Origin of the sequence: Microbispora sitophila (assembly GCF_014892245.1) — a bacterium.
Taxonomy (GTDB): domain Bacteria; phylum Actinomycetota; class Actinomycetes; order Streptosporangiales; family Streptosporangiaceae; genus Microbispora; species Microbispora siamensis.
The window spans coordinates 279,338-293,887 of record NZ_JADBGC010000002.1; the positions used below are offsets into that span (position 1 = coordinate 279,338).

A 14,550-nucleotide genomic window follows, 5' to 3' on the forward strand; every position below is an offset into this window, starting at 1 on the left:
TCGCCTTTCGTATTTCATCCGACCTGGGACAAACGTTGCCTATGGTACGGTCGCGCCGTGGAAACCGAGGCCAACAAGCCCGTAAAGGCCGTGTCCGCCGCGTCCGCGAAGGCCGGCCTCGGCGGCTTCCTCCGGGGGTTCGCGAAGAACCCGGTTCTCGTCTCCCGGATCTTCGTGAGCAAGGTCAAGTCCGACCCCATGCGGGTCGCCCAGGCCGCCGCCGACGCCATGCCCGCCGGGGTGCGCCCGGTCGTCGGCCGCGTCGCCTGGCCGGCGGCCCGGTTCGTCAAGGTCAGGACCCGCAAGATCCTGCAGCGCGCGGCCAAGGGCCCGCTGCGGGACGCCAAGGCCCACTTCGACGCCGGCCGGATGTCCGACGCGGTCGGGGTGCTCCAGCCGCATGCCCGATGGCCGTTCGTCCGCCGGAGGATGGCCTACTACGAGGGCGAGAAGGCCGCGCTCGGACCGAACCCGATCCCGCCCAAGCCGAAGATCATCATGGGCGAGCGGATGCCCGGCCGGGTGCTGCACATGGTCACCAACGCCCTGCCGTACACCCAGGCGGGCTACACCGTGCGCACCCACCGCATCGTCACCGCCCAGAAGGCGGCCGGGCTCGATCCTCACGTCGTGACGAGCTGGGGCTGGCCCATGCTCCAGGGGCACACCGACGCCGAGCCGTACGAGGAGATCGACGGCATCCCCTACTACCGGCTGCTGCCCAAGGACGAGGTGCCGTTCGAGAGCCAGGGGCGGATGATCCGCGGCGCCGCGGACGTCTCGGAACTGGTCAGGACCCTCCGCCCGCAGGTCCTGCACGCGGCGACCGACCACCGCAACGGCTCGGTCGCGCTCGCCGTGCGCGAGCGGACGAACACGCCCTTCGTGTACGAGGTGCGCGGCTTCCTGGAGGAGACCTGGGTCTCCCGCGACCCCGCCAGGGTCGGCAGCGAGCGGCACAAGCTGCAGCGTGAGCGCGAGGCGCAGATCATGCGCGAGGCCGACGCGGTCGTCACACTCGCCGAGACGATGGCCGCCGAGATCGTGGAGCGCGGCGTGCCCAGGGAGCGCATCTTCCTCGCGCCCAACGCCGTGGACGACTCCCTGCTGACGGCCGACTACGACGGAGAGGCGTTCCGCGACCGGTTCGGGATCGGCCGGGACGAGATCGTCGTGGGCTCGGTGTCGAGCATCGTCGCCTACGAGGGCTTCGCCACGCTGCTGAGCGCCGCCGCGCTGCTGCGCGACGCGGGAACGCCGGTGAAGGTCCTGCTGGTCGGAGACGGGGCCGAGCGGCCCGCGCTGCTCGAACAGGTCGAACGGCTCGGCCTGAAGGAGGCGATCCTGCCCGGCCGGGTGGGCCCGGATGAGGCGTTGCAGGCGCAGGCGGCCATCGACATCTTCGTCTGCCCGCGCGAGGACCTGCGCGTGTGCCGTCTCGTCACCCCGCTGAAGCCGGTCGAGGCGATGGCGCTCGGCAAGCCGGTCGTGCTGAGCGACCTGCCCGCGCTCTCGGAACTTGTCGGCGGCGAGGGAGCCGGTCTGCTCGTGCCGCCCGGCGATCCGGCCGCGCTGGCGAAGGCGCTCGCCGCGCTGCGCGACGATCCGGAGCGCCGGCGCGTCATGGGCGAGGCCGGTAAGGCCGAGGTCGCCGCCCACCGGACCTGGAGCAGCCTGGCCCGCACGTACCAAGCGATCTACCAGTCCTTGACCGAAAGTCGATAAACAGCAGAAAGTCGGATGTGTTGCATCAGGCATGCTTGGTTCCGAGTTGAGATAACCTTTGCCACCATGAAGTGTTGTTTCCGCCCCCAGGTTCCCCCCAAGGCCTCGTCGTGACAGCCTTCGATCTCACGATCATCGGGCTGGGATACGTGGGCATGCCGCTGGCCAAGGAGGCCACGGCGGCGGGCCTGCGAGTGGCTGGTCTGGACGTCGACCCCCGCAAGGTCGAGGCCCTGAACGCCGGCCGCTCCTACATCGACGACCTGACGGACGCCGACCTCGACGCGATGCTCACCGGCGGCTTCACGGCCACGCTGGACGCGTCCGTGCTGTCGCGGTCGCGCACGATCGTCATCTGCGTCCCGACGCCGCTGGACGAGGACCACCGTCCGGACCTGTCGGCCGTCGAGGGCGCCACCCGGACCGTCGCAGAACACCTTCAGGCGGGCACGCTCGTCGTGCTGGAGTCCACCACGTGGCCCGGCACCACCGACGAACTGGTGCGGCCGATCCTGGAGCAGTCCGGCCTGGTCGCCGGCAAGGACTTCCACCTGGCGTTCTCGCCGGAGCGGATCGACCCGGGCAACCCCAAGTTCGGCCTGCGCAACACCCCCAAGGTCGTCGGCGGCTTCACCTCCGCCTGCAAGGAGCGGGCCGCCGCCTTCTACGCCCAGTTCGTCGAGCGGGTCGTACCGGTCAGCGGCACCCGCGAGGCCGAGATGGCCAAGCTGCTGGAGAACACCTACCGGCACGTGAACATCGCCCTCGTCAACGAGATGGCGATCTTCTGCGACGAGCTCGGCGTGAACCTGTGGGAGGCCATCGAGGCCGCCTCCACCAAGCCGTTCGGCTTCCAGAAGTTCCTGCCGGGCCCCGGCGTCGGCGGACACTGCATCCCCGTCGACCCGTCGTACCTGTCCTACACGGTGCGCAAGCTCGGCTATCCCTTCCGGTTCGTCGAACTGGCCCAGGAGATCAACGAGCGGATGCCGTCGTACGTGGTGGCCCGCGTGCAGCGGCTGCTCAACCGGGCCCGCAAGCCCGTGAACGGCTCGCGCGTGCTGCTCCTCGGCGTGACATACAAGCCGGACATCGCCGACGAGCGGGAGACACCGGCCATACCCGTGGCCGAGGCGCTCCTCGAGCTGGGCGCCGACCTGTCCTTCTGCGACCCGTACGTGAAGGAGTGGTCGGTCGAGGGCAGGGCGGTCCCCCGCGAGGAGGACCTGGCCGAGGCCGTGGCCGCCGCCGACGTGGTGGTGCTGCTCCAGCAGCACTCGGCCTTCGCCCTCGACGTCGTTGAGGAGCGAGCCTCTCTCGTCCTGGACACTCGCGGCGTGCTGGCCACGAGCGAACGCGTCGAGCGGTTGTAGGAAGGGTTTCGCGCGTGCACGTGCTCGTCATGACGGTGGTGCATCACCCCGAGGACGCCCGGATCCTGCACCGGCAGATCCGGGCGCTCGTCGACGCCGGTCATGAGGTCACGTACGCCGCGCCGTACACCGCGCGGGGAGTCGTTCCGCGTTCGTGGGTGACGGGCGTGGACCTGCCCAGGGCCGCCGAGCGGCGCCGCCTGGCGGCGGTGCGGGCGGCCCGCAAGCTTTTCAAGAGCATGCGCGGCAAGGTCGACCTGGCCCTCATCCACGACCCCGAGCTGCTGTTCGCGGTCGCCGGGGTGCGCGGTCGCCCGCCGGTCGTCTGGGACGTCCACGAGGACACTCCCGCGACGCTGTCGCTCAAGCCCTGGCTGCCGGCGTTCCTGCGCCCGCCGATGCGCTTCCTCGCCCGGCTCCTCGAGACCACCGCCGAGCGCCGGCTGCACCTGCTGCTGGCCGAGGCGGCGTACGCGGGCCGGTTCAAGCAGCAGCACCTCGTGGTGCCGAACGAGACATGGGTGCCCGACCGGGTCAGCCCGCCCGGCGACGACCGCGTCGTCTACCTCGGCTGGCTGTCGGAGGCCCGGGGCGTCCAGGAGGCCGTCGAGGTGGCCCGCCTGCTCCAGCCCTACAGGGTGGCCGTGGAGCTCATCGGCTACGCCGACCCGCAGAGCCGCCCCCTGCTGAACGAGGCCGTCGCCCAGGGCGTGCTCGAGTGGCGCGACTTCATGCCGAACGACGAGGCGCTCAAGCGGCTCGACGGCGCGCTCGCCGGGCTCTCGCTGCTGCACGACGAGCCCAACTACCGCCACTCGATGCCCACGAAGATCGTGGAGTACATGGCGCACGGCATCCCGGTCATCACCACCCCCTCGCCGCGGGCCGTGGAGCTGGTGGAACGCTACCAGTGCGGCCTGGTCGTCCCCTGGCGGGATCCCCAGGCGGTGGCGCGGGCGGTGCTCCAGCTCAGGGACAACCCCTTCGAACGGATCGGGACCGGTGGGCGCGGCTACGCCGCCGCACGGGCGAACCACCACTGGCCCAACTCCGCACGCCGGTTCGTCACCCAGCTAGAGGCGTGGGCGGGCGTCAAGAGCTGAACGCGCGGTGAACACTGCCGCGGGCGGCCCACGACGCCGCTCGGGCAGTGCGACCTCCGGGTAGTCTGGGCACGGCAAGATCATTTGAACGACGGGCGGTAGTGTCCTGAAAGTGCGCTGGCTCACTCTGATCCTGGGCGTGGCGATTCTCGCCGGTGTCGCATCAGTGGTGATCGTTTTCCGTGACGGGAGCACCGGTTCCGGCACCGCCAGCGCCGGGCAGACCGCCCCCTCGACCCCAATGATCGGGTCGCCCGCGCACAGTGAGTTCACCGACCCCTGCGGGACGTTCGAGACCGCGGCGACCACGCCGTACGCCGTGAGCGGCTACTGGCTGATCCCGGCCTCCGATCCCTGCACCTGGCGGCGCCAGCTGGAGGCCATCCACCGCCTCGGCGGGGACACGGTCGTCCGCCTCGGCTTCGGCCTGTCGCCGCGCGAGACCGACGACGCGGGTCAGATCCTGGAGGCGTCGACGCCCGAGGGGAAGGATCCCAAGCCCGACGCCAGGTACGCCCGCTGCGTCGAGAACGGGCTGTCCTGCGTGAAGGCGGCGGAAAAGGAGCTCCAGGCGGCCAACCCGGGCAACCGCATCACCGGGACGTACGTCTACCGCACCGACGAGCGGTTCGGCCCCGGCATCTTCCGCTGTCCACGGATGGAGCACGAGGTCGTCGTGGGGGACGCCGTCTTCTTCCGGCTCCTCGCGCCCGAGGACGGCTCGGACGACCCCACCTGCGACTTCGCCCGCGAGGGGCGCGGCTACCACCTGATCCTCGTCTCGGCGGGCGTCAAGGACAGCCTCAGCGAACTGCTCGACCTCGGCGACCGGTTCGGCATCAAGGTCTTCCCCGCCCTGCCGCTCGCGCCGCGCGACCCCGAGGAGTCCACCCGGGCCGACCCCCGGCACATCGGCACGCTGACCACGCTGACCCGGCGGGTCCTCCAGGATTACGGCGACCGCTTCAAGGGCCGCGAGTCGCTGGGCGGCGTCTACCAGCCGTTCGAGCTGCAGTTGCGGGACTGGCCCGACCCGAGCAAGGTCCAGACGCTCCAGGTGTACGCCGAGCAGCACCTGATCGTCGAACAGGAACTGCCGGACAAGCCGATCCTGGTGAGCCCGTACATCGACAGCCGCAGACGGGTGAAGTACACCTCCACGCCCACCCAGGTGGCCCAGGGCTTCAAGGCCCTCGCGCGCACCGGGGTGGAGATCATCGCCCCGCAGGACGGCCGGGGCACGGGCAAGGTCGGCCTGTTCTGGCCCAACTGGAAGAACAAGCCGGTGGACGACAGCCTCAAGCCGGTCGTCGGGGAGAGCACGTACGCCACCGCTTACTACGGCAGCACACGCGACTACTACCGCGCGATGTCGCTGGCCCGGCAGGAGCTGGTCCAGGAGGGCGTCCAGGTGGAGCTGTGGGCCAACGTCGAGGCGTTCGAGCCGTCCACCTCCACCGAGGCCTGCGGCCGTCAGGGCACCCGCGGGCGCACCGACAAGCCCAGGCTGGACACGCAGGTGACGCTCGCCGCGCCGTACGTGTCGAAGATCATCTCGTACATGTGGAGCGACTTCTTCACCTGCGGCTCGCCGTCGCTGTCGGAGGAGATCGCCGCGGACTGGGACCGCCCGATCCCGATCGAGGCGCAGCGGCGCGCGCGGCAGATCCAGGACGGCCTGGAGATCCGCGGCTACCACCTCGGCGGGGCCAACGTCACGCTGAGCTGGCCGGGCCTGGACACGCCGCGGGTCGTCGACTCGGCCACGGTGGGCTGGCACGACACCACGCCGATCCAGGGGCTGCCGACGGGCACGGAGAAGATCTGGATCCCGGTCGACTGGGCCACGGTCCCCGGCGACGTGTGGGTCCGCGTGGAGGTCACCTCCACCGACGGCAGGAAATCCGCCGAGGCGGTCTACTACCACAACACCACCTGAGACCATCCGTCCACCCGGGCCGGGCAATGTCCGCGCAAGGAACGGACAATGCCGCGGCGGGCGTCCGTGTGGCCGGCCCCGCCCGCTGATCTCCTTTGCCTGCGCCGCCGCCCAGCGGATCTCGCCGCGGAGGCGGGGCGACGGCCGGCCCGTCCGCGCCGGTTCCGAGGTGCCCGCCGCATCAGGGCATCCGACGATCGACAAGGAGACCGCACATGAACCGACTTCGTCACCTCCTGCCCGCAGGTCTCGCGGCGGGCGCGCTGGTGGCCGCGATGGCCCTGGCCGCCCCGGCGGCCACCGCCGCCCAGGCCGCGGGCGGACGGGCGACTGTCGTCACCGCGCTCGACTACAACAGCACGGGCTGGACCTACCTGCAGGTGCCCGCCACGACCCAGGCGCCGGACTTCGCCCAGCGGGGATTCGACGACAGCGCATGGCCGACGGGGCAGGCGGGCTTCGGCACCACCAACGGGACCTGCTCGTGGAACAACCAGGCCAACGTCAAGACCCCGTGGGCGGTCAACACCGACATCCTGGTGCGCCACTGGTTGCACCTGCCTCGGGACGCGCAGGAGGTGCGCATCCAGGGCACGGTGGACAACGACGCGGAGGTCTACTTCAACGGCCGGCTCGTGCAGAGCGTCAAGAGCGGCAACTGCGCCGCCGGGGCGATCGACGTCGTGGTGCCCGCGACCCACCTCGACTGCTGCAACCTGCTCGCCGTACGCGGCCACGACTACGGCGTGGGGGCCTACCTGAACCTCCGGGTGACCTACGTCAAGCCCACGCAGGCGCTCTGACGTTCCGGGCGGTGCGTCGCCCGGCATCGGCCTCGCTGTATCGGTCGCGCTGTATCGGTCGCGCTGTATCGATCGCGCTGTGCCGGGCGACGTCCGGGGACGCGCATTCCGGTTAAGGGGATGTGGAGCGGTGATGAAGCTCCCACGCGGGGCCGGGTCCGCTGACTCCGGACGGCCCGAGTCGCGGCCCGCGTCCTGTAGCGTGCTGGACATGATCCCACGCATCCCGGTCAGCGTGGATCTGGTCGTGCTCACCGTCAGGTCCCAGCAGCTCAGCGCCCTCGTCTGGCGGCGCGACCGGCCGCCGTACGAGGGCCGGTGGGCGCTTTCCGGCGGCTTCATCAAGCTGGAGGAGGACCTTCCCGCCGCGGCGGCCCGCGTGCTGGCCGAACGGGCCGGCCTTCCCGGGGCGCCGGTCCACCTGGAGCAACTCCAGACCTACGGCTATCCGGACCGCGATCCGCGCCAGCGGGTCGTCAGCGTGGCCTACCTGGGCCTCGCCCCCGACCTGCCCGCGTCCACCGAGGCCCACATGAGCTGGCAGCCGGTGGCCGAGCTGACCGAGATGGCCTTCGACCACCGCAGGATCATGCTCGACGGCGTGGAGCGGGCCAGGGGCAAGCTCGAATACACCTCGCTCGGCGCCGCCTTCTGCCCGCCCGAGTTCACCGTCGCGGAGCTGCGCCGCGTCTACGAGATCGTCTGGGGACGACCGCTCGACCCGCGCAACTTCCACCGGAAGGTCACCAAGACCGAGGGCTTCCTCGTACCCACCGGGTTTACCACGACCCGGGACGGCGGTCGTCCCGCCATGCTCTACCGCCGGGGCCCCGCCGTGCTGCTGCACCCGCCCATGCTGCGCACCTGACCGGCTCTTGTATCAGGCATGTCAGGACGAGAGGAGCGGGGCGGAGCGGACTTCGCGAGGACCGGAGCTTCCAGGCGGCGCAGTCCCGCGAACCCCGCCGATGATGAATGGCCCGACTCACAGCGATCTTTCAGGATATATTCCGGCCTATGCTGGCTGCGGCCCCCCGCATCACCGATGCGCAGGCCATTCTCCCCGGACCGTCCCGGCTGCGCGTGCTCGACCTGCTGCGGTTCTGCGCGGCCCTCGGCGTCGTTCTTTTCCACTTCGGCGAGACGCGCGCCTGGGGCACGCCCAACGCCTTCCCCGCGCTGAGCGCCGTGACCATGTTCGGCGTGTACGGCGTGCGCCTGTTCTTCCTGATCAGCGGCTTCGTGATCCTGATGAGCGCCTGGGGCCGCACGCCCGGCCACTTCGCGGCATCGCGGATCGCCCGGCTGTTCCCGGCGTACTGGGCGAGCGTGCTCGCCCTGGGCGGCCTGGCCGTCGGCGGTCTGATCACCGACCACCGGCCGAGCCTGACCGAGCTGCTGGCCAACATCACGATGCTCCAGCATGGCTTCGGCGTACGCGACCTGGAGATCGTCTACTGGACGCTGTGGCAGGAACTGGTCTTCTACGCCCTCATCGCCTGCCTCGCGGCGGTGGGGATCACCTACCGCCGGTGCCTGGCCTTCATGGGGGCGTGGGTGCTGCTGCTGGCGATCGCCGACCGGGTGAACGCCGACCTGCTGCAGGCGGTGCTCGTCCCGTTCAGCGCGCCGTACTTCATCGCGGGGATGGCCCTCTATCTCGTCCACCGCTTCGGCGGGTCGCTGTTCCCCTGGCTGTTCGTGGGCGTGGGCTGGACGCTCGGGCTCTACACGGCGCTGGACGGGGAACCCACGGCGGTCCGGAAATACGGGCAGGCGCTGGGCTCGGCGCTCGTGGTGGGCGTGATCTCGCTGATCTTCCTGGTGATGATCCTCGTGGCGCTCGGCGCGTTCGACCGGATCGACTGGCGGTGGCTCACCTTCCTCGGCGCGCTCACCTACCCGCTCTACCTCTTCCACCACCACGTCGGATTCCTGCTGATCCAGTGGCTTCACCCGGCGTTGGGCAACCGCCTCACGCTCCCGCTGGCCGTGGCCGCCGCACTCGTGGTCGCGTACGGCGTGCACCGGCTGGTCGAGCGGCCCCTGCAGCCCCGGATGCGCGCGGCCCTCGACCGCTCGCTCACGGCCGACGCCGGCCGCGTCCCACCGACGGAGACGGCGGTCGTCCCTCCCGTGTCCTCGATACCCGCGCCGGTGCCCGCGGCGGTCTCCCCGCCGGCGCCGTACGCGGAGACGACGCCCGGAGCCGGTTACTTGCCGCGGGGCGGGTAAACCTCGCCGGGGCGCAGTGTGCGGCCCTGCAGCAGGGTCGTCAGCGTGACGAACTTGTAGTGCTGCTTCTCCAGCGCGGTGAGCACGCCGGGCATGGCCTTGACCGTCTCGGGGACGATGTCGTGCAGCAGGATCACGCCGTCGCGCCTGGCGAGCTTCAGCGTGCGCTTGGCGATCACCTTGGTGTCGCGGGCCTGCCAGTCGAGCGTGGACCCCGTCCACAGGATCTGCGGCAGCCCGAGATCGGCCATGAGACCCGCGATCCTGGCGTCCGTCGCGCCGTTCGGCGGGCGCATGTAATCCGGCATCTTGCCGATCGTCTGATTGATGACGTTCGAGGTGCTCGAGACCTCTTCGAGCACCTCACCGTCGGACAGCTTGGTGAGCGAGGGGTGGGTCCAGGTGTGGTTGCCGATGTCGTGCCCCTCCTCGTAGATCCGCCGGGTGAGCTCGGGACGGTAGGCGACCTTCCTGCCGAGCAGGAAGAAGGTGGCCTTCGCCTTGTGCTTCTTCAGCGTGTCGAGCAGCGCCGGGGTGTAGGGCCACGGGCCGTCGTCGAAGGTGAGGGCGATGCACTTGTATCGGGCGCAGTACGGCTCGTCCTTCTTCTTCACCTCGGCCGGGGTCGCGGCCTTCGCGGTCGCGGCTGCTGCCTGGGTGGTCGCGGCGGTCGCGGGTCCGGCCGCGGTGGGGACGACGCACAGGCCGGCTGCGCAGGCACCGGCCATCACGATTCTCGCTTTCCGCCACATGCCGCTGGATCTTACTGCTTGTCGTCGAAATCGGAATTTGTGACGGACACAGCTCCGTAGGCGCGGCCTTCGCCAGCGCAGGCCGGCCGACGACCGACCCGAACTGCCCGCGCATCGGGACCGAACCGCTCGTCAGAGCGGCGGAACGGCGTCCTTGGCCCGCTGGAGGGCGAGTTCGGGCCACCACGCGCCGCCGTAGGGCGGGACGACGCCGTACACCGGGTCCGTGGGGCCGCCCTCGCCGCGGTCGCACCGGTCGTCGGACATGCCGGCCGGCCGCACCCACAGGTACGCGTCCACGAGCGCGCTGCCGGTGCGGGTGGTCGGCCGTACGCCGGCGCCGCGTCCCGGAGGGTTGCACCAGTCCTGGGGGTCCTTGTATCTGCCCGCGGGCGGGGTCCACTCGCCCTTGCCGTTCCTGCTCGTGTCGATCACGAAGTGGGGGAGCCCGGCGGTCCCCGCGTCCGTGCCCGCGTCGGCGCAGGCGCGGCCACGGCCCGACGACTTGGTCGTGACGCAGGCGGCGAGGCGGGTGCCGTACGCGACGAGCCGGTCGGTCTTCTGATATCCGGACACGTTGAGGTAGAAGCCGTCCGCGTCGGCGACCCCGGCATCGATCAGCCGAGTCGCGGCGACCTCCGCCGCCGGCCAGCCGTCCAGGCTGCCGTCGAGGTAGACGGCGGTGTTCGGCAGCGCGCCGAGCCGCTTGACGGCCGAGGCGAGCATGCGCAGCCTGGCGCGCTGGTCGTCGGCGTCGCCCAGCGAGCAGTCCGGCGAGCCCGGCAACTCCGCCAGGCTGTTCGGCTCCAGCACGAACACCGCCCTGCGGTCGCCGACCGCCGACGCGAGCGCGTCGATCCAGGCGAGGTAGTCGGCCGAGTCCGCCGCGCCGCCGTCCTCGTTGCACGCCCGCAGCGGAATGTGGTCGGTGACGAAGACCGGAACCGCGTCCTGCCGCGCCGCGGCCTCCAGCGTGGTGCTCGCCGCACGGGCGGCCTCGGCCGCGCTCGTCTGGCCGAGCCACACGGCTCTGGGCACCGCGGCCAGTTTCCGCATCAGCGCGGCGTCGCCGGCCCGCCCCGCCGCCTGCCAGACGTCCGCCTGGCGCGCCTCGTCGCCGGTCGGGCTCGCGTAGAGCCGTACGGCCTGCCCGCGCAGCGGGTTGCCGCCGGAGGCGCTCGAGGTGGTGGGTGCCGGCGGCTTGGGGGACGGCTCGGGGTCCCCGGACGACGCCGCCCGGACGGCGACGACCACGCCCGCCGTGACCACGATGGCGGTGGCAGCGGCGGTGATTCCCGCGCCCAGGCGCCACCGGCGGCCCGTCCCGCCCGCCGTCGTCGTCGGCGCCGCGACCTCCGCCCGGTGCCGCGTGCCGTCCTGCCGTACGCGCTCCGGCGCGGGCTCGATCGGCTCGTGGCCGGTCAGCATCTCGATCAGCCGCTGCGCGGTGGGGCGCTGGGCAGGGTCCTTCGCCAGTGCCAGGTCGACGATCGACCGCAGCCGGGGGTCGAGGCCCGAGATGTGCGGGGGCTCGTGCAGCACCCGGTAGAGGACGCTCGGGATCGACCCGCCGCTGAACGGTGCCCGGCCCGAGGCGGTGTACGCCACCAGGGCGCCCCAGGCGAAGATGTCGGACGCCGGGGTCAGCCGGTCGCCCTTCGCCTGCTCGGGCGACATGAAGGACGGCGTTCCCGCGACGATGCCGCTGATGTCCGCGGTGGCGTCGGCGACGTGGGCGATGCCGAAGTCGATGACCTTGGGACCGACCGGCGACAGCAGCACGTTCGACGGCTTGAGGTCGCGGTGGATCACCCCCGCGCTGTGGATCGCCTGCAGGGCCACGGCCACGTTGACCGCCACCGCCTCCAGGCTCGACCCCGACAGCGGCCCGCGCTCCCGCACGACCTCCTGCAGGGTGGGGCCGGGGACGTACTCGGTGGCGAGGTAGGCGACGTCGCCATCCAGCCCCGCGCCGAGGACGGCGGCGGTGCAGAAGCGGGCGACCCGCTGCGCGGCGGCGACCTCGCGCTGGAACCTGCGCCGGAAGTCCGGGTCGGCCGCCCACTGCGGGTGGATCACCTTGACCGCCGCGTCGTGGCCCTCGGCGTCCTGGCCGAGGTAGACCGTGCCCATGCCGCCCTGGCCGAGCCTGCCAAGGATGCGGAACGGCCCGATCCGCAGGGGATCGCCGTCCCGCGGTCCGTCGCCCTCCGCGCCGCTCGTCATGCTCTCCCCGCTCGCCGGTTACCGCGCGATCCTAACCACGCGATCCCCGGCCCACCAGCGAGGTACAGCGAGCGTCAAGGGCCTTGAAAGCGCCCCGAGACAAACTGCCCGCAACAACGGAGAAAGGACCCCAGCCATGACTCTCACCCGCTCCCTGGCAGGCATCACGCTCGCGGCCGGCATCCTCGCCCTCGCCCCGCTCGCCACCGCCACGGCGGCCCAGGCCGCCGCGCCCAAGCCCTGGGGTCCTTACTACGCGGCCGGGTCGAAGGCCAAGGTGAGCGGCTCGCTGACCGCCGCGGCCAAGGACGACCCGAGCCTGCCCGCGCCGTACGTCAAGGTCACCGGCAGCGTCACCAGCCTGACCAACAAGGCGTCCACCTGCGGCTGGGCCCTGTTCCGCGTCAGCTACTTCGACGCCGCCAACCAGCCGCATCTGGCCTACCGCAACTACCGCACCTGCTCGTACGGCGCGAAGAAGACCTTCGCCTTCACCGTCAAGAACGTCGGCGAGGTCGAGCTCAAGACCTGTTCCGAGACCAAGGCCGCCAAGCCGTCCCTCAACTGCCAGTACGCCGGCACCTGGAAGACGCTCTACGCCTACTACAAGTAGGGCCGGCGCGTCATCCACAGGGGGTGTGCGGGGTGCCGCCCGAACAGGCGGATCTCCTATCGTTAGGACATGCCTCGATTCCGCTCGATCCTCGACACCATGCCGGCCTACAAGCCGGGCAAGGCCGTGGTCTCCCCGGACGGCCGGTCCTACAAGCTGTCCTCCAACGAGAGCCCGTTCGGACCCCTGCCGTCGGTGGTGGAGGCGATCGCGCGGGCGGCCACGGAGGTCCACCGCTACCCCGACCCCGGCGCGGTCCGGCTCACCGAGACGCTCGCGGAGCGGTTCGGCGTGCCGTACGACCATGTCGCGCTGGGCGCCGGATCGGTGGCGGTCGCCCAGCAGATCCTGGAGGCGGTCGGCGAGCCCGGCGCCGACGTGGTGTACGCCTGGCGCTCGTTCGAGGCCTACCCGCTGCTGGTCGGCCTCTCGGGCGCCAACGCGGTCGAGGTGCCGCTGCGCGACGAGACGCACGACCTCGACGCCATGGCCGACGCCATCACGCCGGAGACGCGCCTGGTCTTCGTGTGCAACCCCAACAACCCGACCGGCACGGTGAACCGGACCGACGAGCTCGCGCGGTTCCTCGACCGTGTGCCCGAGAACGTCACCGTCGTCCTCGACGAGGCCTACCGGGAGTACGTCAGGGACGCGGACGTGCCGGACGGCCTCACGTTCTACCGCGAGCGCCCCAACGTCGCCGTCCTGCGCACCTTCTCCAAGGCGTACGGCCTGGCGGGGCTGCGGGTCGGCTACCTCATCGGGCACGAGCCGGTGGCCGCCGCCGTCCGCAAGACGCTGCTGCCCTTCGCGGTCAACCACCTCGCCCAGGCGGCCGCGATCGCGTCCCTGCGGGCCGAGGACGAGTTGCAGGGGCGGGTCGAGACCGTGATCAAGGAGCGCACCCGGGTCAGGGAGGCGCTGCTGTCGCAGGGCTGGACCGTCCCGCCCACCGAGGCCAACTTCGTCTGGCTGCGCCTCGGCGAGCGGACGATGGAGTTCGCCGCGAAGTGCGCGGCCGTGGGCGTCGCCGTGCGCCCGTTCGACGGGGAGGGCGCCCGGATCTCCATCGGCGACCGCGAGGCCAACGACGTCTTCCTCGCCGCCGCCGAGGCGTTCCGGCAGGCTTCCTAACGGGCCAGGTACTGCCGGACGAGCTCGTCCGTGGTCTGCCTCACCTGGTCGAGGTCGGCGCCAAGCTTGACCAGGACCTGGGCCGCCACACTCTCGTGATCACGGACGAGCGCGAGCAGGATGTGCTCGGTGCCGATGTAGTCGAGGCCGCGCTGCGTGGACTCCTGGTTCGACATCTGGAGGACCTCGCCGGCCGATGGGGTGAACGGAAGGAACCCCGACGTGGCGGACTGGCCGTGGCCGACGATCTCCTTGACCTGAAGGCGCACGCCCTCAAGGCCCAGGCCCAGGCTCAGGAGAACCTGGGCGGCCACGCCCTCACCCTCACGGATGAGGCCGAGGAGGATGTGCTCGGTGCCGATGGAGTCGTGGTTGAGCATTCTGGCCTCGTCCTGGGACAGGGTGACGACACGTCGTGCTCGGTTGGTGAGCTTCTCGAACATCCGCGGCTCCTCGCAAAGCAGTCAGTGAACCCATCCGGGTCCGATGGACAGTTGTCTACGTGGTTTCTGCTGTCGTGAGTGAATTGTGGTTGACGGTAGTGGATCTCCGCTGCTTCGGCCGAACGTTGCGGGCTCCGCGAGGCGCGCGGGCCCGTGGGATTTTCCCCGTGCGAATATCGCGGGATAATCGGCGGATCGCAGCGA

The 14,550-nt window shown here is 71.1% G+C and carries 11 protein-coding genes and 1 pseudogene; 9 read left to right on the top strand and 3 right to left on the bottom strand.

Annotation, left to right across the window (positions count from 1 at the left end; genetic code table 11):
- Positions 1–57 precede the first annotated feature (57 nt).
- The 7 genes from IL992_RS04580 to IL992_RS04610 all read left to right on the top strand — a co-directional run bounded on the left by IL992_RS04580 (position 58) and on the right by IL992_RS04610 (position 9,178).
- Positions 58–1,725 carry a glycosyltransferase family 4 protein gene (locus tag IL992_RS04580; protein ID WP_193202031.1) on the top strand — a complete coding sequence of 556 codons (1,668 nt, stop codon included), beginning with the start codon at positions 58–60 and terminating at the stop codon, positions 1,723–1,725.
- Positions 1,726–1,835: 110 nt separating this feature from the next.
- On the top strand, positions 1,836–3,098 hold the full coding sequence (locus IL992_RS04585; protein WP_193202032.1) for a nucleotide sugar dehydrogenase: 1,263 nt from the start codon (positions 1,836–1,838) through the stop codon (positions 3,096–3,098).
- Positions 3,099–3,112: 14 nt separating this feature from the next.
- A complete protein-coding gene (locus IL992_RS04590) occupies positions 3,113–4,201 on the top strand; it encodes a glycosyltransferase (RefSeq protein ID WP_193202033.1) in 1,089 nt (362 codons plus the stop codon).
- Between the two features lie 112 nt (positions 4,202–4,313).
- On the top strand, positions 4,314–6,140 hold the full coding sequence (locus tag IL992_RS04595) for a DUF4434 domain-containing protein (RefSeq protein ID WP_193202034.1): 1,827 nt from the start codon (positions 4,314–4,316) through the stop codon (positions 6,138–6,140).
- Between the two features lie 215 nt (positions 6,141–6,355).
- On the top strand, positions 6,356–6,943 hold the full coding sequence (locus tag IL992_RS04600; protein ID WP_193202035.1) for a hypothetical protein: 588 nt from the start codon (positions 6,356–6,358) through the stop codon (positions 6,941–6,943).
- A gap of 211 nt (positions 6,944–7,154) precedes the next feature.
- On the top strand, positions 7,155–7,811 hold the full coding sequence (locus tag IL992_RS04605; RefSeq protein ID WP_193202036.1) for an NUDIX hydrolase: 657 nt from the start codon (positions 7,155–7,157) through the stop codon (positions 7,809–7,811).
- Positions 7,812–7,960: 149 nt separating this feature from the next.
- A complete protein-coding gene (locus IL992_RS04610; protein ID WP_193202037.1) occupies positions 7,961–9,178 on the top strand; it encodes an acyltransferase family protein in 1,218 nt (405 codons plus the stop codon).
- On the opposite strand, the gene IL992_RS04615 is transcribed toward IL992_RS04610, so the two are convergent.
- A complete protein-coding gene (locus IL992_RS04615; RefSeq protein ID WP_193202038.1) occupies positions 9,157–9,930 on the bottom strand; it encodes a polysaccharide deacetylase family protein in 774 nt (257 codons plus the stop codon). The two genes, IL992_RS04610 and IL992_RS04615, sit on opposite strands and share 22 nt — an antisense overlap.
- A gap of 132 nt (positions 9,931–10,062) precedes the next feature.
- Positions 10,063–12,156 carry a glycoside hydrolase family 6 protein gene (locus tag IL992_RS04620; RefSeq protein WP_193202039.1) on the bottom strand — a complete coding sequence of 698 codons (2,094 nt, stop codon included), beginning with the start codon at positions 12,154–12,156 and terminating at the stop codon, positions 10,063–10,065.
- A 136-nt stretch (positions 12,157–12,292) separates the two neighbouring features.
- Between IL992_RS04620 and IL992_RS04625 the strand changes: the two genes are divergently transcribed.
- Both IL992_RS04625 and hisC read left to right on the top strand, forming a co-directional pair.
- The gene (locus tag IL992_RS04625) at positions 12,293–12,769 is read left to right on the top strand and encodes a hypothetical protein (RefSeq protein ID WP_193202040.1); all 477 of its coding nucleotides are present in this window, start codon (positions 12,293–12,295) and stop codon (positions 12,767–12,769) included.
- 69 nt (positions 12,770–12,838) lie between these two features.
- Positions 12,839–13,903, top strand: coding sequence for a histidinol-phosphate transaminase (gene hisC / locus IL992_RS04630; RefSeq protein WP_193202041.1), 1,065 nt, complete (start codon positions 12,839–12,841; stop codon positions 13,901–13,903).
- Positions 13,904–13,911: 8 nt separating this feature from the next.
- Here hisC and IL992_RS04635 read toward each other — a convergent pair.
- Positions 13,912–14,346: pseudogene (locus IL992_RS04635) on the bottom strand (Clp protease N-terminal domain-containing protein); the annotation flags it as partial.
- Positions 14,347–14,550 lie beyond the last annotated feature (204 nt).

Excerpts from the sequence above, each read along its gene's own strand:
- IL992_RS04600 (WP_193202035.1), top strand. The coding sequence starts at position 6,356 with ATGAACCGACTTCGTCACCTCCTGCCCGCAGGTCTCGCGGCGGGCGCG.
- IL992_RS04605 (WP_193202036.1), top strand. The coding sequence starts at position 7,155 with ATGATCCCACGCATCCCGGTCAGCGTGGATCTGGTCGTGCTCACCGTC.
- IL992_RS04610 (WP_193202037.1), top strand. The coding sequence starts at position 7,961 with ATGCTGGCTGCGGCCCCCCGCATCACCGATGCGCAGGCCATTCTCCCC.
- IL992_RS04615 (WP_193202038.1), bottom strand. The coding sequence starts at position 9,930 with ATGTGGCGGAAAGCGAGAATCGTGATGGCCGGTGCCTGCGCAGCCGGC.
- IL992_RS04620 (WP_193202039.1), bottom strand. The coding sequence starts at position 12,156 with ATGACGAGCGGCGCGGAGGGCGACGGACCGCGGGACGGCGATCCCCTG.
- IL992_RS04625 (WP_193202040.1), top strand. The coding sequence starts at position 12,293 with ATGACTCTCACCCGCTCCCTGGCAGGCATCACGCTCGCGGCCGGCATC.
- hisC (WP_193202041.1), top strand. The coding sequence starts at position 12,839 with ATGCCTCGATTCCGCTCGATCCTCGACACCATGCCGGCCTACAAGCCG.